Raw genomic sequence first — 24,224 nt, forward strand, 5'->3', positions numbered from 1 at the left:
TGAAAGTCACGTGGACGTGAACGGTCGAGGTGTCCTTGAATGCACACATGACCAGGAACCCGACCCACGTCGGCGCGACGATGGCGCTGACCTCGATGCTGTGCGTACAGACCGGACTCGCGATCTCCGTCGGGGTGTCCGAACGCGTCGGCGCCGAGGGTGCCGCGTGGTTGCGCCTGGCCTGGGCCGGGGTGCTGCTGGCCGTGATCGTGCGGCCCCGTCCGAAGGCGTTCACGCGGTCCTCCCTCGTCGCGTGCATCCTGCTCGGAGTGGTGACGGCGGCGGTCACCCTGTTGTTTATGGCCGCGGTCGACCGGATCCCGCTGGGAACCGCGAGTGCGCTGGAGTTTCTGGGACCCCTCGGCGTCGCCGTCGTGCACGGGCGGGGCCGCCTCCGGTGGCCGGTGCTGGCGGCCGTGGGCGTGCTGCTGCTGACGCAACCCTGGGTCGGCGGCGTCGACCCGATCGGAATCCTGTTCGCCCTGGGCGCGGCCGCGTGCTGGGCGCTCTACATCGTGCTCACCCAGCGCGTGGGGGACGAGGTGGCGGGTGTCAACGGACTCGCGGTGTCCATGCCCGTCGCCGGACTCGTCGCGACCGTCGTGGGCGGGCCGTCGATGCTCGCGAAGATGACGCCGGACCTGTTGATCATCGGGCTGGGATTGGCGATACTGCTGCCGGTAGTGCCGTTCACGCTGGAGCTGCTCGCCCTGCGCCGGCTGAACACGGCGGCGTTCGGGACGCTGATGAGTCTCGAACCGGCGTTCGCGTTGATCATCGGGCTCGTCGTGTTGCACCAGGTACCGGACCACGCGGCGGTTGCCGGGATCTGTTTCGTCGTCGCGGCGGGGATCGGGGCAGCGCGGGCCGGGGCGCGCACGTCGCCCATCGCGGACGAGGTGCCGGAGTCGGCCGCACCGTTGGCGGCGCCGACCTGCTACCTTGAACGTCGTTCAAGTTTGAAGCAAGAGGAGTCGTCATGACAGAAGTCGGGAGTGCTCGGGTGTCGAGGCTCGGTATCTCAGCGCGGGACATGGCGCAGATCGCGGTGTTCGCCGCACTGATCGCCGCTCTGGGTCTGCCCGGCGCCATCACGGTCGGCTTCAGCGGCGTGCCGATCACGCTGCAGACCCTCGGGGTCATCCTCGCGGGCGCCGTGCTCGGGGCGCGCAAGGGCACCGCCGCCGTCGCGGTCTTCCTCGCACTGACCCTGATCGGACTCCCGCTGCTGTCCGGAGGACGCACCGGACTGACGGCGCTCGCCGGTCCCAGCGCCGGATACCTCATCGGGTGGCTTCCCGCGACGCTGGTCATCGGCCTCCTCACCGCGCGGATCCTGCCGAAGTACCCGATCGCTCTCGGTCTGCTGATCAACGCCCTCGGCGGGATCGTGATCATCTACCTGTTCGGCACCATCGGGCTGCTGCTGCGCACCGACCTCGGGGTCGGCGCCGCCATCACCACCAACTTCGCGTTCATCCCCGGCGACGCGCTGAAGGTCGTCGTCGCCACCGTCGTCGCCAAGAGTGTGCACCGCGCGTACCCCGGCCTCATCCGTACGTGATTGCCGTACTCGGCGGCGCAGGCGATCAGCCTGCTCTCGACGTCGACGGCCGCACGTACACCTACGCCCAACTCGACCGGGCCGTCGACCGGTGGATCGACGAGCACGGCCCCGACGCGTCCGTCCACGACGCGTCGGAGTTGCCGGTTGCAGACGCGCTGATCTGCGTCTGCGCCGCCGCGCGGCAGGGGACCGCGGTGATCGTCGAGAACCCCGACGCCCGTCCCGACCGGCCCGCGATTCCGCCGTCGGCGTTCCTGCTGGTGGCCACGTCCGGGTCCACCGGCAGGCCCCGACCGCTCGCGCGTACCGCGGCGTCCTGGTTCGACAGCTTCCCCGCCTTCACCGCGATCACCGGGATCGAACCCACCGACCACGTGCTGATCACCGGGCCGCTGCACGCCACGATGCACCTGTTCGGTGCGGTGCACGCACTGTGGCGCGGCGCGTGCGTCACCGACGACCCGTCGCGGGCGACGGTGGTGCACGCCGTCCCCGCCGTTCTCCGCGACGTGGTGGGGAAGGCGCCGAAGCTGCGCACCGCGATCGTCGCAGGCACCGCCCTCGACGACGGCGCCCGCGCGGTGGCGGACGGGATCGAGATCGTCGAGTACTACGGCGCCGCGGAACTGTCCCTCGTCGCGGCGCGGAAGGTCCCCGAACCGTTGCGGCTGCTGGACGGTGTCGACGCCGACATCCGCGACGGTCTGCTGTACGTCCGCTCGCCGTACAGCGTGATCGGGGCACCGGACTGGTTCGGCGTCGGTGACCTGGCCGAACTCGGCGACAACGGGGAGCTGACCGTGCGCGGCCGGGGTGACTCCGCGATCAACGTCGGCGGCACCACGGTGGTCGCCGAGGACGTCGAGCGCATCCTCGGGACGCTCGACGGCATCGACGCGGTCGCCGTCGTCGGATCGCCGCACTCGGTGCTCGGCGAGACCGTCACCGCGGTGGTGGAGCTCGACGGCACCGCGGAGATCGCCGAGATCCGTGCGCACGCGCGCCGGGTGCTGACGAAGGAAGCCATGCCCCGCCGCTGGGTGCCGATCGAGGCGCTGCCGCGGACCGCCAGTGGCAAGGTCGCCCGAGGCCGAGTGAGAGACTGGCTGGCATGAGCTCTGTCCCTGTACTGGTGGCGCCGCGCCGGACGCCGATCGGCAATGCCGGGCACGGGTTCGCCGATCTGACCACCACCGATCTGGCCGCCCCCGTGCTGCGCGAGGTCCTGGACTCGCTGCGCGGGTCGGGCCTCGACGCCGAGGTCGACGACGTCGTGCTCGGCAACTGCCTCGGGCCGGGCGGCGACCCGGCGCGGGTCGCCGCCCTGCGGGCGGGGCTGGGTGTGGACGTTCCCGGGGTCACCGTCGACCGGCAGTGCGGTTCCGGTCTCGACGCGGTGATGCAGGCCGCGCTGCGCGTGCGCAGCGGCGCCGACGAGCTGATCCTGGCGGGCGGCGTCGAATCGGCGAGCACCGCGCCGTGGCGGTTCTGGCCGCCGGTCGCCGGCGCCGTCCCGGTGCGCTACACCCGCGCTCCCTTTGCGCCGCACGGCTTTCCCGACCCCGACATGGGTGTGGCCGCCGACGATCTCGCCCGGGTGCGCGGCATCAGCCGTGAGCGGCAGGACGCGTACGCGGCGCGGTCGCACACCCTGGCGGCGGCCGCCGACTTCTCGTCGGAGATCGTGCCGATCGGCGACATCGCGAAGGACCAGCGCATTCGCGCAGGCTTGACGGAGGCCCGGCTCGCGCGACTGCGCCCGAGTTTCGGTGCCGGCGGAACGGCCACCGCCGGGAACTCGTGCGGCATCTCCGACGGTGCCGCGGTGCTGGCCGTGACCACCGAGACGCTGGCCGCCGGACTGCCTGCGCTGCGGGTGCTCGGTTCCGCGGTCGCGGGATCGGACCCCGCGTTGCCCGGGCTCGGTCCGGTTCCGGCGATCCGCAAGCTCCTGAAGCGAACCGGGCACGACGTGGCGGATCTGGGTGTCGTCGAGATCACCGAGGCGTTCGCGTCGGTGGTGCTGGCGGTGTCGGACGAACTGGGACTGGACGAATCCGTGATCTGCCCGCAGGGCGGCGCCATCGCCATGGGACATCCGTGGGGTGCGTCGGGCGCGATCCTGCTGGTGCGCTTGGCAAGTCAGATGCTGCGCGAGGACGGACCCGCGCTCGGACTCGCCGCCTGCGCCATCGGCGGCGGACAGGGCATCGCAGTGCTCGTGGAGCGTGCGTCGTGAGTGAGATCGTCTTCGACTCGGTGAGTCACGCGTTCGGTGACCGCCAGGTGCTGCGCGGCGTCGACCTGCGCTTCGCCGAGCGTCGCGTCGGCATCATCGGATCCAACGGTTCCGGCAAGTCGACGCTGGCGCGCATGATCAACGGGTTGCTGAAACCCACCTCCGGCACCGTCACGGTCGACGGCGTCGACGCCGCCCGGAAGGGCGCGCAGGTGCGGCGGAAGGTCGGGTTCGTATTCACCGACCCCGACACCCAGATCGTCATGCCCACCGTGTCCGAGGATCTGGCGTTCTCGCTGCGCCGGTCGGGTCTGAGCAAACAGGAGATCGCGGCCCGCGTCGAGGAGATCCTGGTGCGGTTCCGGCTCGACAAGCACGCCGAGCATCCCGCGCACCTGCTGTCCGGGGGCCAGAAGCAGTTGCTCGCCATCGGCGCCGTCCTCATCCGCAGGCCCGAGGTGGTCATCGCCGACGAGCCGACCACGCTGCTGGATCTGCGGAACGCGCGCGTCGTCTCCGAGGCGCTCGATTCGATGGACCAGCAGGTGATCGTCGTGACCCACCAACTGGCGTTGCTGGAGAGTTTCGAACGGGTCATCGTCATCGACGACGGTCTCGTCGCGTTCGACGGCAGCCCGGACGACGCCGTCCCCGCGTACCGGCAGCTGGTCGAATGATCGGGCTGTACCGCCCCGGCGACTCGCTGCTGCACCGGATGCCCGCCGGGCTGAAACTGCTGCTGTTGATTCTGTCGATCGTCGCGGCCACCGTGTTCGTGCGCACCCCGCTCGAGGTCGGCGTCGTCGTCGTTCTGGTGGGACTGCTGTTCGTGGTGGCCGCCATTCCGTGGCGGGTCGCGGTGGCGCAACTGCGCCCCGTGGTGTGGATGTTGTTGATCATCGCGGTGTTCCAGGTGCTGATCACGTCCCCGGCGCGGGCGGTCGTCGTGTGCGGGGTGCTGCTGATCTCGGTGGCGCTCGCCGCGTTGGTCACCCTCACCACCCGGGTCACCGACATGCTCGACACCGTGTCGCGCGCACTCGGGCCGCTACGGAGGGTCGGGGTCGACCCGGACCGGATCGGGCTCCTCCTCGCGCTGGCGATCCGGTGTATCCCGCTGCTCACCGGGATCGTGCAGGAGGTGGCGCAGGCGCGGAAGGCGCGAGGACTGCAATGGTCGATGACGGCGCTGGCCACACCGGTTCTGGTGCGTGCCCTCCGGACCGCGGACGCGATGGGGGACGCCCTCGTCGCACGGGGAGTGGACGATGACTGAGCTGCTGCCCGCCGAACGCATCGCCCGGCGCGCCGCCGAGAACCCGGAGACGGTAGCGATCGTCTCCGCCCGCGAGACCGTCGACTACGGCCGGTTCTGGTCGCGCGTCGCCCGGACCGCGGCCGGGCTCGACGGCATGGACCGGGTCGCCGTGCTGCCGACGTCGGACGTCGGGTCGCTGGTCGTCGTGACGGCCGCGATGCACGCGGGCGTCAGCGTCGTCCTGCTGCACCGGCACCTGCTGCCCGCGCAGCTGACGCGGGTGCTCGAACTCGCGAAACCCGGCGCCGTCGTCGCCGCGCCGCACCAGCACCGCCGGCTGCGGAGGCTGGGATTCGACGGGACCGTCGAGACGGCCGACACCCTGCAATCCGACGGCACCGCGGGCCGGGCACACCCCGGCGCCGAACTGCTGGTCGGCATCACCTCCGGCACCACCGGTGAACCGAAGTTGTTCGTGCGCAATCAGCGATCGTGGGCCACGACTCTCGACCGCTCCGACACGACGTTCGACATCGGCGGCGGCGATCGCGTGTCGGTGCCCGGGGTCCTCGACCACACGCATTTCCTGTACGGCGCGATCCACGGACTCAGCCGCGGTGCGACCGTGGATCTGCGGCCGGTCACGCAGTCGCTGGGCGACGCGGCCACCCACCTGTACTCGGTGCCGACCATCGCCTGGGACGTCGTGCGGTCGGGGATCGGCCCCGTCGACAGCGTCCGGGAGGTGCTGTCCTCGGCGGCCCGGTGGCCGCGCGCGGGGCGTGAGGCGTTGCAGGATGTCCTGCCGAATGCGTCGCTCGTGCACTTCTACGGAGCCTCCGAACTGAGTTTCGTGTCCTATGACCGGGGTCTCGGTGCCGCCGACGAGCATTCGGCGGGCGAACTGTTCGACGGCGTCGACGCCGAGATCCGCGAGGGCCTGGTGCACGTGCGCAGCGACATGCTGTTCGACGGGTACCTCACCGAGGACGGTGTGGTGAACGGCCCCGACGACGGGTGGATGACGGTGGGCGACCGCGGCCGGGTGGTGGGCAGCAGTCTGCAGTTGTTCGGCCGCGACAGCGACACGGTGATCCGGGCTGGACTCAATGTCGAACCCGCGGCCGTCGAAGCGGCGCTGGCCGCGCTGCCCGGGATCTCGGAGGCCGCGTGCATCGGGGTTCCCGACGCACGGATGGGAGAGGCGCCCGCCGCCGCGATCGTCGTGCACGGCGACGCCCCGAGCACCGCCGAGATCTGGCGGCATCTGCGCGCGACCCTTCCCAGCCCGAGCATGCCGGTTCAGGTCCTCGTGGTGGACAGCCTGCCACGCACGCCGCGCGGTAAGCTCGATCGTCCCGCACTCGCCGCCACCCTGTCCGGCTCGCGGAACCCGAATCCCGGTTAGACGTTTCGGATTTCGAGGCTCAGCAGGTGGTAGCCCAGCGTCTTGCCGTGCCCGTCGAGTGCGGGTGAACCCGTGACGCCGCCACCGAGGACGCCGGGCAGTTCGAACACCATCGCCAGCAGGTTGGGCTGGCAGGTGCGCCGGGCCGGTCCGGTGATCAGTTCACCGTAGTGGGCGGCGACGACGTCGTCGGTCAGTCTCCGCTCGAGCAGGCGGTAGGCGGCGCGGTCCCGGGCCAGCACGGCGACGATGAGCGTGTCGCCCTTGTCGCCGGCGCGGACGTCCGCGAGTGCGTCGATGCGCTGAACGGTGGCGGGCGTGGTCATTTCGACACCTCCGTGAGATGGACGCGGGTGGGCACGAGTTCGCGGGGGAGGGTGCACGAGCGGATCGCGAGCACCTCGGTCGAGGAACGCCGGGCACCGCCGCCGCCTGCCGGTCCGTTGGTGTACAGGCTTTCCACCTCCCAGCCGACGAGGTCGGCTTCCTCTCGGTTCCGTGCCCGGGCCGTCACTCGCACGCGAACCTCGCGGGCATCGGTGTCCGTATCGAGCCCGCGGAAAGCCGCACCGGCGCCGATGTATTCGACGGAGACGGCGTCCTCGCTGACACCGTGCACGTCGACGAGTCGTTCGGTGACGATGTCGGCGGCGAGTCGGGCGCGGGGGTAGGCGCGCGGCCCCGCGTAGCTGATCTGCCCCTCGCCGAGCCAGCCGCCGCGGAAGCCGAGAGTCACCTTCAGTTCCCGTGGGCGGGGACGTCCGGTTGCACCGGTGATGGCGACGCGGTCGGGTCCGACGCTGCCGAACGACACGTTGCCGAAGTCGGCGGTGACGTCCGGGGTCAGGTACGACGTGGGATCACCCACCTCGTACAGGAGTTGCTCGGCGCAGGTTCGTTCGGTGAGGATGCCGCCCGATCCGTCGAGCTTGCCGAACGTCGCCGATCCGTCGGCGAGGACGTCGGCGAACGGGAAGCCGAGATCGGCCATGCCCTTCACCGGTTTGGTGACCGGATCGGCGTAGTACCCGCCCGTGAGTTGCCCGGCGCACTCGAGCAGATGCCCGATCGCAGTTGCGGCGCCGATGGTTTCGTGATCGGCGAGGTCCCACCCGAAGTGGTGGGCGAGCGGGGCGACGTAGAGCGACGGGTCGGCCAGGCGGCCGGTGACGACGACGTCGGCGTCCAGGTCGAGCGCGGGGAGCACGGCCTCCGCACCGATGTACGCGTTCGCGGAGACGAGCACGTCTTCGTGCTCGGACAGGCGTTTCCCGGTTTCCCACACAACGGGGTCGTGGCGCAGCACCTGCTCGAGCACCGCGTCGCCCGTGACCGCGGCGATGCGCACCGGACGGCCGGCGGACCGGGATGCGATGCCGGAGACCAGTTCCGCGGCGGCCAGTGGGTTGGCGGCGCCGGCGTTCGTGATCACCGTGGTACCGGACGCGAGGGTGTGCGGGAGCACCGCGCGCATGCGTGCGGCGAGCAGCGGATCGTAACCCTGGTCCGGGTTCTCCAGCCGGCGAGCGTTTCCGGCGGCGACGGTGCGCTCGCCGAGGCATTCGAAGATCAGGTAGTCGAGGTCGGCGTGCCGGGCGAGTTTCTCGGCGGGATCGATGCGATCCCCGGAGAACCCGGATCCTGCGCCGAGTCGCACGCTCCGCGCGGTGCTGCCACGGGTGCTCGATGGTGTCACGGTTTCGAAGTCCTTTGCTGGTTCGACGGGTGCGGCGGTGTCGGGGACGTTCACAGCGAGAGGGCACCGGTGAACAGCGCCACGACGGTCATCACGATCGTGGTCCTGAAGGCCCAGCCGAAGATGAACCGCTGGTGCTTGCCGAGGTCCACCTTGCTCAGTCCGATCAGGATGAACGTCGCCGCGGTCAGCGGGCTGAGCGGGAACCCGGTGGTCATCTGGCCGAGGATGGCGGCGCGGCCGATCTCGGCGGGGTCGCCGCCGAACGACGCGGTGGTCTCCGCGAGCACCGGCACGACGCCGAAGTAGTAGGCGTCCGGGGTGAAGACCAGGCTGAGCGGCATCGACGTGACCGCGGTGATCACGGGGATCAGGGACCCGGCGGATTGCGGAATCCAGGAGACGAACGTCTGCGCCATCGCGGTGATCATCCCGGTGCCGTTGAGGATTCCCGTGAGCACGCCTGCCGCGAGGATCATCACCACCACCATGGTGACGTTGCCGCCGTGCTTCGCGAACAGGGCCTGCTGATCGGCCCACTTCGGGCGATTGACGGCGAGCGCGAGCGCGAAGGCGATGGCGAATGCCACCTCCAGCGGCACGAGTTGGAACAGCAGGATCACGATCAGGACGAGGGTGAGCACCGTGTTGAACGCCATCACCGCCCGGTGGCGCCGGGTACGCATCGGCGGGTCGGAGAGGTGCGGGGTGCCGGGACCGCCCTCGCCGGGGGACACGAGTTCGGTCACACCGAGCCGCTTCCGTTCCGTGCGGCCGATCATGTACGCGGCGAACAGGACCCACAGGATCCCGGCGCCCATCGCGGGCAGGACCGGCGTGAAGATGTCGGCGCTGGTCAGGTCGAGCGCGGCCATGGCGCGGACGGTCGGGCCGCCCCACGGAATCATGTTCATCAGACCGGCGGCCAGGCAGACGATGCCGGTCAGGACGACCGGGCGCATCCCGAGCCGCTGGTAGATGGGCAGCAGCGCCGAGATGGTGATCAGGAAGGTCGAGGTTCCGTCGCCGTCGAGCGCGACGAGCAGGGTCAGCACCGCGGTGCCGACGGCGATCTTGGTGGGGTTGCCCCCTGCCCACCGGACGATCCGGCGGATCGCCGGATCGAACAGTCCCACGTCGACCATCAGGCTGAAGTACAGGACCGCGAAGGCGATCATGATGGCGACGGGCGCGACCTTCAGGAGGCCGTCGCCCACCATCTCCCCGAGGTCGGGTGCCCACCCGCCCACGATCGCGAACGCGATGGGAACGAGGATCAGCGCGACGAGCACCGAGACCCGGCGGCTGAACGCCAGCGCCAGGAAACACGCGATCGTGGCGAACCCGAGTGCGGCAACCATGTGACCTCCTTCGAATCGGAGTCCCAGTGTCGCGCGCCTCACAATTGCGCGTCAAATATCAATGCATGATTGATTCATGATTTGGACTCATGAATGAGTCGCGCAGATGGGACGGGCAACGTGATGGCTCGGCGCATGAATAGCGGCCATACTGATGCACATGAGCATCAATCTGGGGATCTCGCACCTGAGGAGCATCGTCGCGATCGCCGACTACGAGAGCTTCACCTCGGCTGCTCACGCCCTCGACGTGTCCCAGTCCTCCCTGAGCCGCTCGGTGGCCGAGGCCGAGCGCAGACTCGACGTCACGCTGTTCGAGCGCACCACCCGCCGCGTCGAACTGACCACGCACGGGCACGAGATCATCGAGCACGCCCGGCGGATGCTTCACGACTTCGACGACGGGCTCACGCAGATCGAACGATTCGTCACCGGTGACCGCGGAATCGTGACGGTGGCGTGTTTGCCGTCGCTCGCGGCCACGTTCCTTCCCCCTTACGTGGTGAACTTCCGCGAGCAGCACCCGGATGTGCGGCTCCAGATCCGCGACGGGCTGCGTCAGGAGGTTCTCGACGCCGTGTACTCGGGGACGGTCGACCTCGCGCTGGTCACCACCTCCGGGATTCTGCCCGGCCTGCAACAGGACGTCCTGACGAGCGACTCCTTCTATTGCGCCGTCGCGCCGACGCACCCGTTCGCCGAACGACCGGTGCTGCAGTGGTCGGATCTCGCCGGGCAGCCGTTCATCGCGTTCGGCCCCGAGAGCAGCATCGCGTCGCCGGTCCGCCGGGCCGTCGAGGACGCACGCATCGAACTCGGCCCCGTCATGCAGGCGCAGAACGTCGGCGCCGTCGCGGGACTGGCGGCAGCCGGGCTCGGTGTCACCGCGGTCCCCGCACTCGTGCTTCCGATGATCTCGTTCGCCGGTCTCGTCCACATACCCCTGCGCCCGAGAGTCGAACGCACCATCTCACTCGTCCAGGTCGCCGGCCGTCCGCAGACGGCGAGCACCCGTGGTTTCGTGCACGCCCTCCTCGCCGGCCGGAGCTAGTCGTGTTGTGCGACAGGGCCGGTGGTCGCGCGGCGGACGAGGTGCGGTGCGAGAACCAGATCCACGGGATGCTTGCCGGCGATCTGGGCCAGCGCTCCGTCGACCGCTGCTTCGGCAAGTTGGGTGGCGTCCTGCGAGATCGTCGTCATCTGCACGTGCGGAATCCGCGCCAGGCGGGAGTCGTCGTAGCCGACGACGGAGATGTCCGCGGGCACGTCCCGGCCGCGGCGGACCAGTAGGTCGAGTACGCCGGTGGCGCACCGGTCGTTGAACGCGACGACCGCGGTCGGGGGAGTGGGCAACGCGAGAAGCTCGTGCATGCCCTGTGCGCCTTCGGTTTCCGTCGGACCACCGGCCACGACCGTGGCCGAATCCGACAGTCCGTGCCGGTCCATCGCGGCCAGGAAGCCGGCCCGCCGCTCGGCGCCGCCGGGGGCGTCGGCGCCGTCGATGTGGGCGATGTTCCGGTGTCCGAGTTCGGTGAGGTGGTCGACGGCCAGGGTGATGCCTGCGACGTCGTCGCCCCGCACGGCGCCGACGCCGGGCAGTCCGCTGGCGCGCGCCACGACGACGGCGGGTAGACGGTCGGCCAGCGCGCCGAGTTCGTCGGTGTCGAACCGGGAGCCGAGGAGGATCGCGGCCTCGCAGCGTTCCCGCATCAGCGCCTGGACCGCGACCTGCTCGGCGCGACTCGGGGCGACCGCGCTGAGCATCACGTCATAACCCCGGCGGGTGGCCGCCGCGTAGATCTGTTCGACGACGTCGCCGTGGAACGGTTGCTGCAGTTCGAACACGACGCCGAGGAGCCGGGAACTGGCCTGGCGCAGTTTCTGTGCGCGACGGTCCGGCACGTAGCCCATCCCGTCGGCGATCTCGAGTACCCGCTGACGGGTCGCCTCGCTGGCGCCGGGGACCCCGCGCATCACGATCGAGACGAGCGCCGTGGAGACGCCTGCCGCTCGCGCGACGTCACCCATCGTCGGACGGGCGCCACCGGTCGGTCCCGCCACCGGTTCGGCCACGTGCACGACTCCTGTCTCCCGGGCCCGCGATCGGGGCCGCTCTTGACCAATGATCTCACGAGTTCTACGGTCTAGAACTAGAACGTACTAGTTCACCTCTACCTCCACCCTTCACCGCACTGGAGCGCATTCATGTCACTCACCGAAGCCGCACCCGACCGCTCGACGACGGCCGCTTCCCATCCGGTCCGCATCGCGACGATCGGCGCCGGACGCATCGGCTCGAATCACGCGGAGATCGTGGCCCGCCTGGTCCCCGGGGCTTCGCTCGTCGCGGTCAGCGACCCGGTCGGCGAGTCCGCGCAACGTCTCGCCGCAGCACTGGGCGCACCGCTCGCCACTACGGCCGTGGACGACGTCCTCACCAGCGACGAGGTCGATGCGGTGCTGATCACCGCCCCGGCGCGGAGTCACACGGACCTGGTGGTCGCGGCCGCGGCGGCCGGCAAGCACGTGTTCGTCGAGAAGCCGATGGCGGTCACCCTCGAGGACGCCGACCGCGCCATCGCGGCGGCCACGGATGCAGGCATCGTCCTGCAGGTCGGGTTCAATCGCCGCTTCGCTCCCGGGTTCGCCGCCGCCCGCGCGGCGATCGACGCGCAGAAGGTCGGTACTCCGCATCTGCTGCGTTCGCTGACCCGCGACCCCGGCCCGTTCACCGCCGATCCGGCGCGCATCCCGCAGTGGACCATTTTCCTCGAAACGCTCATTCACGACTTCGACACCCTGTGCTTCCTCAACCCGGGTGCGCGACCGGTGCGGGTGCACGCGATCGCCGACGCCCTGGTGCGACCGGACGCCAAGAGCACGGGCCACCTCGACACCGCGGTCGTCACCGTGCAATTCGACAACGGTGCCATCGCGACGGCGGAGGCGAGTTTCAGCGCGCTGTACGGATACGACGTGCGCGCCGAGGTGTTCGGCTCCGGCGGTATGGTCACCGCGGGCAGCGGGCTCAGCACCGACATGACCTACTACGGCCCCGACGGGCAGCACGCCGACACCGCGCGCCGCGACACCGACCTCCTCCACACCGCCTACGTGGGCGAACTGACCGCCTTCGTCGGCGCGATCCGCGCCCACACACCGGCCGTGGTCACGGGCGAAGACGCCCGCACCGCGCTGTCGATCGCACTCGCCGCGATCCGCAGCGTCGAGACCGGCGCCGCCGTCGACCTGGACCGGTGACCCCGATGACATACACGCTCGCCGCCAGCGCCGAAATGCTCTACCTCGACCTCCCGTTCGCGGACCGTGTCCAGCGCATCGCCGAACGCGGACTCCAGGTGGAGATCTGGGACTGGTCCACCAAGAACGTCGACGCGCTCGCCGCGAGCGGCGCCGAATTCTCCTCGATGACGGGCTATCTGGAGGGCAACCTCACCGAGCCCGACGGCATCGACGCGCTGCTCACCACCGCACGCCACTCCCTCGACGTCGCGAAACGGCTCGACTGCCCGCGGTTGAACCTGCACGGAACCGGACTCGACAACCGGGGTCTGCCCGTTCGTCCCGTCGAAACGGTCACGCCCGCAATGTGGCTCACTGCCGCCGACACTCTGCGGAAGGTCGCCGAACTCGGTGAACAGGCGGGCCGGGTGTTCACGCTCGAGAACCTCAACCTCGCCGTCGACCATCCCGGTACCCCGTTCGCGGCCGCAGCCGACACCCTCGCTCTCGTCCGGGCGGTCGACAACCCTCATCTGCGGATGAATCTCGATCTGTATCACGCCCAGATCGGCGAGGGAAACCTCATCGAACTCGTCCGGAAGGCGCTGCCCTACATCGGCGAGATCCAGGTCGCCGACGTCCCCGGGCGCTGTGAACCCGGGACCGGCGAAATCCACTACCCGGCGATCGCCGCCGCCCTTCGAGACCTCGGCTACACCGGCGTCGTCGGACTCGAAGGCTGGGCGAAGAACGATCCGGACGACGCACTCGACGCGTTCGAGGCGGCCTTCGCGCACGGCTGACGTGACACTCCGCTGACACCGGGCCGTTGCCGCTGCAACCGGTAGGGGAAATCGCCCTGCTCGGCAACGGGTCCCGGTTCGACGGACCACCAACGAATCCGTCGGCGCTGGGCCCGACGTGCTCGCCTGCGGCCGAGGCGCCCACCGTCTCGATATCACGGCCGAACCCGGCACCCTCACCGCATTCGACCAACAGGACCGCCACCTCGCCGAGATCGGGTCCGGTCATCTCGCCGACAATGCGCATGTGAATCGAATAGTCGGGCAACCATTCCGGAGAGGGTGGAGGCCGCGCCGACCTGGAGCCGGCTCTCGATCCCAGTCGACGGCGGCAACTCCGTGCGCACACTCGGATCACGCCGATTGTGAGGATTTCGCCGATTGTGTGATTGCCGACACATAGATTGACTTAGGGGCGCCAAACATTTTTACTTGAGCAGCCCGCAAACAAAGGGCAGGCTTAGCTATATCCTGTGAGTAAGCTGTGAGCAGATTCGAGAGGGGACCGTTCGTGACCACGCAAGCATGCCGCCTCCTCTCGAACGGCACCGGCTTCAGGAGCTGACAGGCTCCGCAGACTGGCGTCCGGGACAGCGCGCGCCGACAACCGCACCCGTCGACTTGTGTGGACTCCGTTCGCGCACTTCTCACTCAGGACCGGTTCGCCCATGCATCCCTGCTGTACCCGCGCGCCCGAGCACGCGCCCGTCGTCGTCCGGAGCGTCCCGTGACGCGCCCCGAACCCGAGGTCGGGCCACCTACTCTGACCTCCCCCGTCACGCCCCTCGCGCCACGACAGGTTCGTGCCGACGCCGTGTCGTGGGGTCCGGTCCACGCGGGCAGGCCGCCACGCAACGGCCGGAAGCGTGTGCTGCCCGTACCGCCCGGAGAGCCGGAACGCCCACTTGCACTTCATGATTCTTGGTTCATCGTGCTCGCCGCCGCGCTCCTGGCCGCACTGGCTCTCGCCGGGGTGCTGTGGATCTCCGTGCACGTCCGGGTGGATCCCGTGCTGCACACCGCGGCCCTCTTCGTGCACCTCGCGTCGCTGGTGCTCGGCTTCGGGGGCGTCCTCATCGCGGACTACCTGGTGCTGCTGTGGATCTCCGGCCGGTCGACCCTCGCCGAGGCCATCCGCGGCGCGGAACGCCTGCACCTGCCCATCTGGGCCGGCCTCGCCGGCCTCGTGGCCAGCGGCGCACTCCTCGAACCCGATCTGGCCTCCACGCTCACCCGGACCAAGCTGGTCCTCGTGTTACTCCTGACCGTCAACGGACTACAGGCGCTGATACTGGGCAGGCGGATCGCGCACAGCGATGCGACGCATCTTCCGGCCCGGCTGACGCTGTGGGGCGCGGCGACCGCACTCATCTCCCAGCTGTGCTGGTGGGGTGCCGTGTGGATCGGCTTCTGGAACGCCGAGCACTGATCTTCCCGTACCCCTCAGAGAGGCATAGATCGATGAAGAACACCCGCACGACGCTGTCGTGGGCCGCGCTGCTCGTCACGGCGGCGGCGTCGGCGACCGCATGTGCACCGGCTGCGTCCTCGCACGCACTCCAGGAGCTTCCCGGCAACCGTTACGCTCGAACCGCGCTCGTCGCGAGCAGTGCCGACGCCGCCGCGACCACCGTTCCCGCGATGGTGAACGCATGGGGAGTGGCCATCCGCCCGCAGGGCGAAGGCGGCCACTTCTGGGTCGGAGCGGGCGGAAACTCCTTCGAGTTCGTCGGCGACGTGACGGCGTCGCCCGACCCCGCACTGCGCACACTGCACCAGGACGCGCTGCACGAGGTCAGTGTGCCCGGCGCGGATGCGGACACCTCCGAGGCCGGCCTCGGAAAGACCACCGGGGTCGTGTTCAACCCCGCACCCCTCACCTCCGACAGCTTCACCGTCACCGGGCAACCCGTGATGGTGGACGGGCGACAGGAGATGCTCGGTGGGTCGTCCCGATTCCTTTTCGCCACCGATTCCGGCCGCATCTCCGGCTGGACCGAGCAGGGGGCCGACGGACGCATCGTCCGGCACGACGGCCCCGCGAAGGAGATGTTCAACGGTGAGTCCGCGGGGATGAGCTTCTTCGGGCTGGCACTCGCACCCGGCCGCGACGACACATTGTGGGCCGCCGATTTCGGTGCGGAGCCGCAGATCCGGCAGTTCGACAAGACCTGGCGGCCCGTCGCCACGCACGGTTTCGCCAATCCGTTCGCGACCGGAGACCCGCTGGACCCCGCCGACCCGAACGGTGGCATGCACGCCCGCCCCGGCGATCCGGCCCCGTTCAACATCGTCACGGCCGGTGACCGGGTCTTCGTCACGTACGCGACGACGAAGGCTGCCGAGAACGGCACGGGATTCGATGCGGGCGAGGAGGACTCACTCGACGCCGAACAGGAGGCCGCGAGCGGCGACCGTCCCGGCCGCGGCAAGGTCGCCGAGTTCGACGCTGCGGGCAATCTGGTCCGTGTCCTCGACGACCAGGGCCGCCTCAACGCCCCGTGGGGTGTCGCTGTCGCACCCGCCGATTTCGGTGCGCTCGCCGGCGCGATCCTCGTCGGCAACTTCGGGGGTGCGGGCCGGATCGCCGCATTCGACGACGAGACCGGCGCCTTCATCGACTACGTACGTGACGAGTCCGGTGCCATCCTCGCCGTGGAGGGCCTGTGGGGACTGTTGTTCGGCAACGGGGAGAGCCTCGGCGACAGCAACTCGCTCTACTTCACGGCCGGTCCCGCGGACGAGACGGACGGCGTCTTCGGCCGACTGCGCGCGGCCAACTGACGTGGACGACACCAACACCCACGGACTCGGGCTGAGCGTCGGAACCGCGTGCGCCGTCGCAGCGGTCGCCGGTGCGGTCGGCGTCGACGCCGTGCTGACCCGCCGTTCCACGCTGACGTTCGGCCCGTCGTCGACCGTGCGGTTGGGCGACCCACCGGGCGACACGGGTGTGGTGGCGGGCTTCGCGGATCGGATCGGAGAGGTCGTCGTCGCGGGCGACGGCCTCCGCTACTCCGGACAGGATCTGGTCGCCGCCGCCGCGCACTGCCTGATCGCGGAAGCCGACCAGCCGGACGACCCTCCGATCGTGCTCGCCCATCCGGCCGTTCACCTGCCCCGGATGGTGAACGCACAACGGGAAGCGCTCGATCGTGCGGGTCTCGGCAGGGTGGGTCTGGTCGCCTCGCCCGTCGCCGTCGTCGCCTGGCTCGAGTCCGAACACGGTCCGCTCGGCGAGGGACTCGCGCTCGTCTGCGAGTTCGGCGCCGACAATCTCGACCTCACTGTCGTGGCGTTCGGTGCTGCGAGCGGTTCCGATCCGATAGTGGGACGGCCACTCCGTTCGACGGAGTTCGGCGGGCGCCACCTCACCGGGGTAGGAGAGGGCTCGATCGACGACAGGGTCTCGGGGAGTCGCGAACTCGTCGCGGACTGTCTTCGTGTCGCTCGCGTGAATGTCACCGATCTCGACGTGGTCATCGTGACCGGTGCCGCGGCGACCGATCCCGTCGTCGAGGAAGTACTGTCCGGGGCGCCGGGCGCGGCGGTGGTAAGCGAGCCGGCGCCCGGGCACGCATCCGCCTGTGGGGCAGCCGTTCTCGCGGCGGCAACCAGGTCCGGTACTGCAGCAACAGCATCCGCGCATCCGGCGTCGGTTAAACGACGGGCCCTGCGCGTTGCCGCAGCCGCGACCGCCGCCGCGGCGATGATCGCCGTCCCGTGGCTTGCCCGCGACATGACCTCGATACGGGAGCCGGGGGCGGGTTCGTCAGTCACCGCACACGCGTTCGAGTTGATCGAACAACCAGAGCCGCCGCGAATCCCGGCCGCGAGAACCACAGCCTCGAGCCCGGCCGTGTCCGCGGTGCCAGTTCCCCAGGCCGCGCCGGCGGTGGCAGTTCCCCCGGCCGAGTCGATATCGTGGGTTCCCCGTCTGGTATCGATTCACGCGCAACCTCAGCTGATCGAACCGAGCGTCGAATTCACCGTCGAAGCCGAGCCTCTCCCAACGGCATCCACATCCGCGCCCCGCATCTCCGCGGTGACACCGGTAGTGTTCGTGCCCACGAGTGCTCCGGTGGCGACCTCGACTCCGCCGGATCCCACCGAGTCCACGCCGGCGCCCACCGACGCACCCGATCCGACGACGTCGCCTGTCGAGCCGCCCGTCACGGACGCGCCGAGCGAACCGGCTCCTGACCCCGACGACCCCGCGTTGCCCTCATCTTCGCCCTCCGAGTCGGAGCCGCCCACCTCGTCACCGTGACGACCCGCCGCTCAGCACGGCCGTCCGCCGGTTGATCCGGTGGCCGGACACACGTCCCGTGGTGTGGGCCTCGATCATCCGTTGCTCGTCGCGTTGGGAGCCGCGCAGCGGCACGGACGAGGCGGCCGCGGCGTCGAGGAGCGCGCGCGGCAACGGCGTCGCTGTGGGTCGGCCTCGCCACCCTGTTCAGCTCGATGGCGGTCCTGCCGGTGTTCGCCGTGGCGGGTCGACTCGACGGCGCACCTACGCGCTCGCCGTCGTCGTGCTGGGTGGGCGTTCGGGTATCTGATGCTCACCCAGTTGCGTCTCCTGCATCAGGAGCGTGCGTCGAAGGCGATCCAGTCGGAGCAGGCCGCCACCCTCGACCTCCGGTCGGCCGCGCAGCCGCCGCCGGTGCTGGGGCTGGTGCTCACCACGTTCGACGACGACCTCCTGTCCGGATCGCTGCGCGCGGGTGCGGCGGGGTTCATCCTCGAGGATTCGCCGGCCGTGTGATCAGCCGCTGCGGTTCCCTGACACCGACGGCTTCCTGCGCCTAGGATTCGCATAAAGCCCGAGCCACTCTCGCAGAGGAATTGGCCATGATCGCAATCGGTGTGGTGCTCATAGTCGTCGGCTTGGTCGTCAAGATCTCGTCCTTGTGGATCGCGGGCCTCATAGTCGGCGCCGTCGGCCTTCTCCTCCTGCTCCTCGGGCTGCTGGGCCGCAAGGTGGGCGGACGTAAGTACTGGTACTGACGGGGTCGACCCCGCCAGTCACTTTGTGACCGTTCCGCATCGAAGCGTCGTGAGCGGAACGTCGCGCGCAGGCACAGCTGACGCACGGGAGTGATCGCCTTCGGGCTTCCTCGACGGGCTGCCGGTGCACTCTGCAGCCACCGACCATCATTTGTATGTAAGTGAAAGTCACGGCAAATTGTTTCCGCAAACTCTTTACTGAGTCCAGAAAAGTAGTCCATAGTGAGTGGGTGCCGTCGATGCCGGATTACGCAGCGTTACTGCGCGGGGCTGAGCTTCGCGTGACCCGCCCGCGGGTCGCGGTGTTGGAGGCGGTGCACGCACGTCCGCATGCCGATACGGAGACGATTTTCGGAGCGGTGCGCACGGTTCTGGACGGGGTGTCCCGGCAGGCCGTGTACGACGTGCTGCACGCAGTGACCGCGGTGGGATTGGTGCGCCGGATACAGCCGGCCGGCTCCGTGGCTCGTTACGAGTCGCGGGTCGGAGACAATCACCACCACGTGATCTGCCGGTCGTGTGGGGCCATTGCGGACGTCGACTGCGCCGTCGGCGAGGCGCCCTGCCTGACCGCGTCCGACGACAACGGTTTCCTCGTCGAGGAGGCCGAGGTCATCTACTGGGGTCTGTGCCCCGACTGCTCGACAACACAGACTTCTCGATCGAAACCCTGACCAACAGCCCAAATTGGTCTCTCCCGGAAGGAATGTTGTGTCCGATAGCTGCCCGGTCGCTCACGAGGGAAACGCTCAGAGCACCAGTGAAAGTGAAAACCCCGCAATCCCGTCCCCCACTCCGACGGCGCACCGCCCGAGGACGAACCGCGACTGGTGGCCGAACCAGCCGGAGCTGTCGGTCCTGCACGCCCATTCGTCCAAGTCCAACCCGTTGGGTGAGAACTTCGACTACGCAGCGGAGTTCGCGAAGCTCGACGTCGAAGCACTCAAGCGTGACGTCATCGATCTGATGACGGATTCGAAGGACTGGTGGCCTGCCGACTTCGGCCACTACGGCGGCCTCTTCATCCGGATGAGCTGGCACGCCGCAGGCACGTACCGCATCGCCGACGGCCGCGGCGGCGGCGGTCAGGGCGCCCAGCGCTTCGCGCCCCTCAACAGCTGGCCCGACAACGCGAGCCTCGACAAGGCCCGCAGGTTGCTCTGGCCCGTGAAACAGAAGTACGGCAAGCAGATCTCGTGGTCCGACCTCCTCGTCTTCGCCGGCAACTGCGCCCTGGAGTCGATGGGATTCAAGACCTTCGGGTTCGGATTCGGACGCGACGACATCTGGGAGCCCGAGGAGATCTACTGGGGTCCCGAGGACACCTGGCTGGGCGACGAACGCTACAGCGGTGATCGTGACCTCGCGAATCCGTTCGGGGCCGTGCAGATGGGTCTCATCTACGTGAACCCGGAGGGTCCGAACGGCCAGCCCGATCCCCTCGCCGCCGCCCGCGACATCCGGGAGACGTTCGGCCGCATGGCGATGAACGACGAGGAGACCGCCGCGCTGATCGCCGGCGGCCACACGTTCGGCAAGACCCACGGTGCAGGCGACGCCGACCTGGTCGGTCCGGAGCCGGAAGCCGCCCCGATCGAGCAGCAGGGTCTGGGCTGGAAGAGTGCCTACGGCACCGGCGTCGGCAAGGACGCGATCACCAGCGGTCTCGAGGTCGTGTGGACTCCCACGCCGACGAAGTGGGACAACAGCTTCCTCGAGGTCCTGTACGGCTACGAGTGGGAGCTGACCAAGAGCCCCGCCGGTGCCTGGCAGTGGACCGCGAAGGACGGCGCGGGCGCGGGCACGATTCCCGACCCGTTCGATTCGTCGGCGGGCCGCGCCCCCACGATGCTGACGACGGACCTCTCGCTGCGCATCGACCCGGCGTACGAGAAGATCACCCGCCGTTGGCTCGACCACCCGGAGGAGTTCGCCGACGCGTTCGCCAAGGCGTGGTACAAGCTGCTGCACCGCGACATGGGACCGGTCACGCGCTACCTCGGCCCGTGGGTCCCGGAGGCGCAGCTGTGGCAGGACCCGGTCCCCGCCGTCGATCACCAGTTGATCGGAGACAGCGAGATCGCCGCCCTGAAGGGCAAGATCCTCGACTCGGGGCTGTCCATCTCCCAGCTGGTGTCGACCGCCTGGGCGTCAGCAGCCACGTTCCGTGGCACCGACATGCGGGGTGGCGCCAACGGGGCGCGGATCCGTCTTGCGCCGCAGAAGGATTGGGAGATCAACAGCCCGGCCGAGCTGTCCAAGGTTCTGCAGACCCTCGAACAGATCCAGCAGGACTTCAACTCGTCGCAGTCCGGCGGTGTGAAGGTCTCGCTCGCGGATCTGATCGTTCTGGCCGGTGCCGCGGCGGTCGAGAAGGCGGCGAAAGACGCCGGCCAGGACATCACGGTTCCGTTCACGCCGGGGCGCACCGACGCGTCGCAGGAGCAGACCGACGTCGAGTCGTTCGCGGTGCTCGAACCGAGGGCCGACGGGTTCCGCAACTACCTCCGGCCGGGAGAGAAGTTGCCTGCCGAGGCGCTTCTGGTCGAGCGGGCCTACATGCTGAATCTGACCGCCCCGGAGTTGACGGTCCTGATCGGCGGCCTCCGTGCGCTGAACGCCAACTTCGGGCAGACGGCGCACGGCGTCTTCACCGACCGGCCCGAGGTGCTGACGAACGACTTCTTCGTCAACCTCCTCGACATGGGGACGGTGTGGAAGGGAGCAGCCTCCGCCGAGAACGTCTACGAGGGCAGCGACCGCGTCACGGGCGACGCCAAGTGGACAGCCACAGCCGTCGATCTCGTGTTCGGTTCGAACTCGCAACTGCGTGCCCTCGCCGAGGTCTACGCGACCGACGACGCGCAGCAGAAGTTCGTGCAGGACTTCGTGTCCGCGTGGGACAAGGTGATGAACCTCGACCGGTTCGACCTCGACTGATCACGGTGGTCGGTCGGCTCCGGGCCGGCCAACCGTCACCTGACCCGGCACCCCGCGAGCAGATGCTCGCGGGGTGCCGGGGTTCAGTCCATCGACAGCTTCTCGGCGTTTCGCACCGCGGTCTCGAGGTGCCTGTCCGCGGTGCTCAGGTCCAGCCGGGCGTCGCTGAGACTGTCGATCACCCCTTCGCGCGAAGCGCCGTCGGCTGTGCTGTGGAGAAGGTCGAACGCGTCGGTCAACTCCTTGATCCGGTGTTCGAGCGTTTGCAGATCGGCTCGCAACCGGGCGGTGCGTTCGACGAGGTCGCCGACGTTCATCGCTGCCCCCTTTCATCCCGAACTCACTGACGCGTCACCACCTCGTCTACCCGCGACTGCCGCCGCGAAACCACCACCGCCCAGCCTTGGCCTGGAACGCCCTGCCTACCGGTACACGAGGCCGCCGTCGATCAGTCCGGCCTGTCCGGTCATGTAGTCGGAGTCCGGTCCGGCCAGATACGACACGTACGCCGCGACGTCCTCGGGTGTCTGTGCACGGCCGAGGGCGATGCCGCCGGCGAACTTCTCGAACGTGGCACCCTTCGGCGCCCCGGTGAGATCCGCGAAACGCTCGTCGATGGTGACCCACATGTCGGTGCCGACGACACCGGGGCAGTAGGCGTTGACGGTGATGCCGTCGGACGCGTACTCCTTCGCCGCGGCCTGGGTGAGTGCGCGGACCGCGAACTTCGTCGCCGAGTACACGCCGAGCATTGCGAATCCCTCGTGGCCGGCGATCGACGACGCGTTGACGATCTTCCCGCCGTGCCCCCGCGCCCGGAACTTCGCGGCCCCGGCCTGGATGCCCCACAGCACACCTTCGACGTTGACGGCCAGGATCCGCGACACGTCCTCCGGTGTCGCGTCGGCGATCGGGTCGACCTGCGCGATGCCCGCATTGTTCACGATGATGTCGAACCCGCCCAATTCGCGCTCGGTCCGGTCGACGGCGGACCGGACCTGATCGCGGTCCGTCACGTCGGCGACCAACGAGATGGCCTTCGAACCCGCCGCCCGGACCTCGTCGGCCACCGCGTTGATCCGGTCGGCGTTGACGTCGACGAGCGAGATGTCGGCGCCGTCCGACGCCAGCCGCAACGCGATCGCGCGTCCGATGCCCTGGCCCGCGCCGGTGATCAACGCGACCTTGCCCTCGATGCTCATTCCTGACTCCTCTCCGATGTGATCGTCCTCACAGGGGAGCCAAGCATCGTCTGCCGTGACTGTTCAAGGGTTGCAGCCGATTGCATTGTGACGCGTTTCGAACCGATTGCGTTCTCTCCCAATGAAAATGTGCCGAGCCCGGCCATGGTTCGGCGCTCACATTCCCGGTAGGCTCGGAGGTGTGAGTACTACCGGTTCGGTTCGGCACCGCCTTCCCGCTGTCGGCTCGGGGGTGGATCTTCCCCGGCACGCACGGTTGTTGAGTCAAGTTCACGATGCGGTGCTGTCGGGTCGGCGACCACCGGCGCAGCCGCGCGAGATCGTCGGCAGGTCGTGGTCGCGGCTACAAGCGGACGGCGTGAGTCCCGACAGTTGTGAGGACGTGGTGCTGGCCGACTGCGCCGAGGTCGAAGCCCGGCGGACGCGTACTGCCCTGCGTTCGGTTCTTCCGGAGCTTCGCAGCGCGTTGGCTCAGGTGGCGGAGGACGCGAATTTCATCGTGGTGATCGCAGACTCCGACGGGGTGGTCCTGTGGCGGGAAGGGTCCCGTGGCCTGCGGAAGGCCGCCGATGCCCTGGGATTCATGGAGGGGGCCCGATGGTCCGAAAGTTCGGTGGGTACGAACTCCATCGGGACGGCGTTGGTGGAAGATGCTCCTGTGCAACTGTTCTCGGCGGAGCATTACGCACGGTCGCATCGTGGCTGGTCGTGCACGGGCTCTCCGGTGCACGATCCCCGGAGTGGTGAAGTGCTCGGCGTCGTCGACATCAGTGGCTCGGCGATGTCGGTTCATCCGACGACGGTGGCGCTGGTACAGACGGCGGTGCGGTTGGCCGAGGCCACACTGTGGCAGGAGCACACGATCAACCTGGAGAAGCTTCGCGGTCATGCGGCACCGGTGCTCGGGGCAACCGCCGGTCCGGCCCTCGTGGTGGACCGGCACGGCTGGGTCGCCGACGCCCGGGGGCTCGCCGCCCCCGACCGGGTGTCACCTCCGTGCCCCGGCACGCCGCTGTTGGTGCCCGGGTTGGGGCTGTGTGTGCCGGAACCGCTCGGTGACGGCTGGCTGGTGCGACGCGAAGGCAGGCCGACGACCATCGGAGTGGAACTCGATCTCGGTGAGTCCCCGCGAGCAACGGTGCGGGGCGATACGAGTTGGACCCGCGCGCTCTCACCGCGCCATGCGCAGATACTGCGTGTTTTGACCGAAAGCGGTTCTGCTGGAATCGATGCCGCGTCGCTGAGCGTGTCGTTGTTCGGTGACCGCGACCACATGGTGGCCGTGCGCGCCGAGATCTCCCGTCTCCGGAAAAGTTTGGGCCCGGTCCTGTCCGCCCATCCGTACCGTTTCGCCGACGGTGTCGACGTGCACGTGGTCGGTTGAGTGTCAGGAGGCCTCTCCGGTTGGCGAAAGAGGCTTCTCTCGACTTGCTTTCGCCTGCGCGTAGAGGCGGCCGGCGCGGTACGACGAGCGCACGAGCGGTCCGGCCATGACGCCGG

Annotated in this window: 24 protein-coding genes and 1 pseudogene; 18 read left to right on the forward strand and 7 right to left on the reverse strand. The window is 69.2% G+C overall.

Features of this window, described 5'->3' with window-relative positions; genetic code table 11:
- The first annotated feature begins 47 nt into the window (after window positions 1-47).
- Genes P3H15_RS11055 through P3H15_RS11085 form a run of 7 tightly spaced genes read left to right on the forward strand, consistent with a single transcriptional unit; the run spans window position 48 to window position 6,472 of the window.
- Window positions 48-983 carry a DMT family transporter gene (locus tag P3H15_RS11055; RefSeq protein ID WP_276137268.1) on the forward strand — a complete coding sequence of 312 codons (936 nt, stop codon included), beginning with the start codon at window positions 48-50 and terminating at the stop codon, window positions 981-983.
- Entirely contained in the window at window positions 980-1,564 is a 585-nt protein-coding gene (locus P3H15_RS11060; protein ID WP_083395608.1) for a biotin transporter BioY, read from the forward strand. Before P3H15_RS11055 ends, P3H15_RS11060 begins: the two co-directional genes overlap by 4 nt.
- Complete coding sequence (locus tag P3H15_RS11065) at window positions 1,561-2,682, forward strand: class I adenylate-forming enzyme family protein (RefSeq protein ID WP_276137269.1); 1,122 nt, start codon at window positions 1,561-1,563, stop codon at window positions 2,680-2,682. Before P3H15_RS11060 ends, P3H15_RS11065 begins: the two co-directional genes overlap by 4 nt.
- The gene (locus P3H15_RS11070) at window positions 2,679-3,806 is read left to right on the forward strand and encodes a thiolase family protein (RefSeq protein ID WP_276137270.1); all 1,128 of its coding nucleotides are present in this window, start codon (window positions 2,679-2,681) and stop codon (window positions 3,804-3,806) included. Before P3H15_RS11065 ends, P3H15_RS11070 begins: the two co-directional genes overlap by 4 nt.
- Window positions 3,803-4,483: an energy-coupling factor ABC transporter ATP-binding protein gene (locus tag P3H15_RS11075; RefSeq protein WP_276137271.1), complete on the forward strand. Its 681-nt coding sequence runs from the start codon at window positions 3,803-3,805 to the stop codon at window positions 4,481-4,483. Before P3H15_RS11070 ends, P3H15_RS11075 begins: the two co-directional genes overlap by 4 nt.
- Entirely contained in the window at window positions 4,480-5,082 is a 603-nt protein-coding gene (locus P3H15_RS11080; RefSeq protein ID WP_276137272.1) for an energy-coupling factor transporter transmembrane protein EcfT, read from the forward strand. The genes P3H15_RS11075 and P3H15_RS11080 overlap by 4 nt, the downstream gene beginning before the upstream one ends.
- Window positions 5,075-6,472: an AMP-binding protein gene (locus P3H15_RS11085; protein WP_276137273.1), complete on the forward strand. Its 1,398-nt coding sequence runs from the start codon at window positions 5,075-5,077 to the stop codon at window positions 6,470-6,472. Before P3H15_RS11080 ends, P3H15_RS11085 begins: the two co-directional genes overlap by 8 nt.
- On the opposite strand, the gene P3H15_RS11090 is transcribed toward P3H15_RS11085, so the two are convergent.
- The 3 genes from P3H15_RS11090 to P3H15_RS11100 are packed head-to-tail and all read right to left on the reverse strand — an operon-like array spanning window position 6,469 to window position 9,529.
- A complete protein-coding gene (locus tag P3H15_RS11090; RefSeq protein ID WP_276137274.1) occupies window positions 6,469-6,798 on the reverse strand; it encodes a hypothetical protein in 330 nt (109 codons plus the stop codon). The genes P3H15_RS11085 and P3H15_RS11090 overlap by 4 nt on opposite strands.
- The gene (locus P3H15_RS11095; RefSeq protein WP_276137275.1) at window positions 6,795-8,168 is read right to left on the reverse strand and encodes an acyclic terpene utilization AtuA family protein; all 1,374 of its coding nucleotides are present in this window, start codon (window positions 8,166-8,168) and stop codon (window positions 6,795-6,797) included. Before P3H15_RS11095 ends, P3H15_RS11090 begins: the two co-directional genes overlap by 4 nt.
- A 50-nt stretch (window positions 8,169-8,218) precedes the next feature.
- A complete protein-coding gene (locus P3H15_RS11100) occupies window positions 8,219-9,529 on the reverse strand; it encodes a CitMHS family transporter (protein ID WP_276137276.1) in 1,311 nt (436 codons plus the stop codon).
- A 154-nt stretch (window positions 9,530-9,683) separates the two neighbouring features.
- Here P3H15_RS11100 and P3H15_RS11105 point away from each other — a divergent pair, with 154 nt between their 5' ends.
- Window positions 9,684-10,580 (forward strand): LysR family transcriptional regulator, encoded by an 897-nt coding sequence (locus P3H15_RS11105; protein ID WP_346348771.1) that lies wholly within the window; start codon window positions 9,684-9,686, stop codon window positions 10,578-10,580.
- On the opposite strand, the gene P3H15_RS11110 is transcribed toward P3H15_RS11105, so the two are convergent.
- On the reverse strand, window positions 10,577-11,602 hold the full coding sequence (locus tag P3H15_RS11110; protein WP_276137278.1) for a LacI family DNA-binding transcriptional regulator: 1,026 nt from the start codon (window positions 11,600-11,602) through the stop codon (window positions 10,577-10,579). The two genes, P3H15_RS11105 and P3H15_RS11110, sit on opposite strands and share 4 nt — an antisense overlap.
- Window positions 11,603-11,734: 132 nt before the next feature.
- On the opposite strand from P3H15_RS11110, the gene P3H15_RS11115 reads away from it, so the two are divergent.
- The 5 genes from P3H15_RS11115 (at window position 11,735) to P3H15_RS11135 (ending at window position 17,845) form a co-directional block, all read left to right on the forward strand.
- On the forward strand, window positions 11,735-12,790 hold the full coding sequence (locus P3H15_RS11115) for a Gfo/Idh/MocA family oxidoreductase (protein ID WP_276137279.1): 1,056 nt from the start codon (window positions 11,735-11,737) through the stop codon (window positions 12,788-12,790).
- A 5-nt stretch (window positions 12,791-12,795) separates the two neighbouring features.
- On the forward strand, window positions 12,796-13,575 hold the full coding sequence (locus P3H15_RS11120; protein WP_276137280.1) for a TIM barrel protein: 780 nt from the start codon (window positions 12,796-12,798) through the stop codon (window positions 13,573-13,575).
- Window positions 13,576-14,302: 727 nt separating this feature from the next.
- Complete coding sequence (locus P3H15_RS11125) at window positions 14,303-15,004, forward strand: hypothetical protein (RefSeq protein ID WP_276137281.1); 702 nt, start codon at window positions 14,303-14,305, stop codon at window positions 15,002-15,004.
- 32 nt (window positions 15,005-15,036) lie between these two features.
- The gene (locus tag P3H15_RS11130) at window positions 15,037-16,359 is read left to right on the forward strand and encodes a TIGR03118 family protein (RefSeq protein ID WP_276137282.1); all 1,323 of its coding nucleotides are present in this window, start codon (window positions 15,037-15,039) and stop codon (window positions 16,357-16,359) included.
- A 1-nt stretch (window position 16,360) separates the two neighbouring features.
- Window positions 16,361-17,845, forward strand: coding sequence for a hypothetical protein (locus tag P3H15_RS11135; protein WP_276137283.1), 1,485 nt, complete (start codon window positions 16,361-16,363; stop codon window positions 17,843-17,845).
- Here P3H15_RS11135 and P3H15_RS11140 read toward each other — a convergent pair.
- A complete protein-coding gene (locus P3H15_RS11140) occupies window positions 17,837-17,998 on the reverse strand; it encodes a hypothetical protein (RefSeq protein ID WP_276137284.1) in 162 nt (53 codons plus the stop codon). The two genes, P3H15_RS11135 and P3H15_RS11140, sit on opposite strands and share 9 nt — an antisense overlap.
- A gap of 195 nt (window positions 17,999-18,193) precedes the next feature.
- Here P3H15_RS11140 and P3H15_RS11145 point away from each other — a divergent pair.
- From P3H15_RS11145 to katG, 4 genes and pseudogenes are all read left to right on the forward strand, one after another.
- Window positions 18,194-18,334 (forward strand): annotated as a pseudogene (locus P3H15_RS11145) (DNA-binding response regulator); the annotation flags it as partial.
- 92 nt (window positions 18,335-18,426) lie between these two features.
- Entirely contained in the window at window positions 18,427-18,582 is a 156-nt protein-coding gene (locus P3H15_RS11150; protein ID WP_167372170.1) for a hypothetical protein, read from the forward strand.
- A gap of 230 nt (window positions 18,583-18,812) precedes the next feature.
- Window positions 18,813-19,256, forward strand: a complete 444-nt coding sequence (locus tag P3H15_RS11155; protein WP_087555081.1) for a Fur family transcriptional regulator — start codon at window positions 18,813-18,815, stop codon at window positions 19,254-19,256.
- 37 nt (window positions 19,257-19,293) lie between these two features.
- Window positions 19,294-21,522 carry a catalase/peroxidase HPI gene (gene katG / locus P3H15_RS11160; protein ID WP_276137285.1) on the forward strand — a complete coding sequence of 743 codons (2,229 nt, stop codon included), beginning with the start codon at window positions 19,294-19,296 and terminating at the stop codon, window positions 21,520-21,522.
- Between the two features lie 83 nt (window positions 21,523-21,605).
- Here katG and P3H15_RS11165 read toward each other — a convergent pair whose 3' ends face one another.
- Both P3H15_RS11165 and P3H15_RS11170 read right to left on the reverse strand, forming a co-directional pair.
- Entirely contained in the window at window positions 21,606-21,839 is a 234-nt protein-coding gene (locus P3H15_RS11165) for a hypothetical protein (RefSeq protein WP_276137286.1), read from the reverse strand.
- Window positions 21,840-21,944: 105 nt separating this feature from the next.
- A complete protein-coding gene (locus P3H15_RS11170; protein WP_276137287.1) occupies window positions 21,945-22,724 on the reverse strand; it encodes an acetoin reductase in 780 nt (259 codons plus the stop codon).
- A 181-nt stretch (window positions 22,725-22,905) separates the two neighbouring features.
- On the opposite strand from P3H15_RS11170, the gene P3H15_RS11175 reads away from it, so the two are divergent.
- Window positions 22,906-24,108 (forward strand): GAF domain-containing protein, encoded by a 1,203-nt coding sequence (locus tag P3H15_RS11175; RefSeq protein ID WP_276137288.1) that lies wholly within the window; start codon window positions 22,906-22,908, stop codon window positions 24,106-24,108.
- Window positions 24,109-24,224: the final 116 nt, after the last annotated feature.

The sequence above is a fragment of the Rhodococcus sp. T2V genome, from assembly GCF_029269925.1.
In the GTDB taxonomy this organism is placed as follows: domain Bacteria; phylum Actinomycetota; class Actinomycetes; order Mycobacteriales; family Mycobacteriaceae; genus Rhodococcus_F; species Rhodococcus_F koreensis.